Origin of the sequence: Bacillus pretiosus (assembly GCF_051294775.1) — a bacterium.
GTDB classification, from domain to species: Bacteria; Bacillota; Bacilli; order Bacillales; family Bacillaceae_G; genus Bacillus_A; species Bacillus_A wiedmannii.
In genome coordinates, this window is record NZ_JBPPHF010000704.1 from 1 (window position 1) to 278 (window position 278).

At 35.6% G+C, this 278-nt stretch carries 1 pseudogene; it reads left to right on the forward strand.

The window, feature by feature from the left end:
* Window positions 1-278, forward strand: a pseudogene (locus ACSG5Z_RS32800) (glycosyltransferase family 2 protein); the annotation flags it as partial.

Sequence of the window (278 nt, forward strand, 5' to 3'; positions counted from 1 at the left end):
CTGTGATGATGCGCACGGAATTTTTAAAAGAACACAATATTTATTATGATTTGAATTACTTACATGCTGAAGATTATGAGTTGTTCCAGAGATTAAGTGAGAAGTATAAAGTAATTAACTTAGAGGAGCCACTATTGAATTATCGTTGGTCAGAAACAAGTGTAAGTAGTCTTAATGCCTCCGATCAAGAGGTTATGGCCGCAAAGATATCTACAGAGGCTTTATCTCGTATTGGAATTGAATTTAATCGCGTACCATTTGCAAGGGGTACATTAACG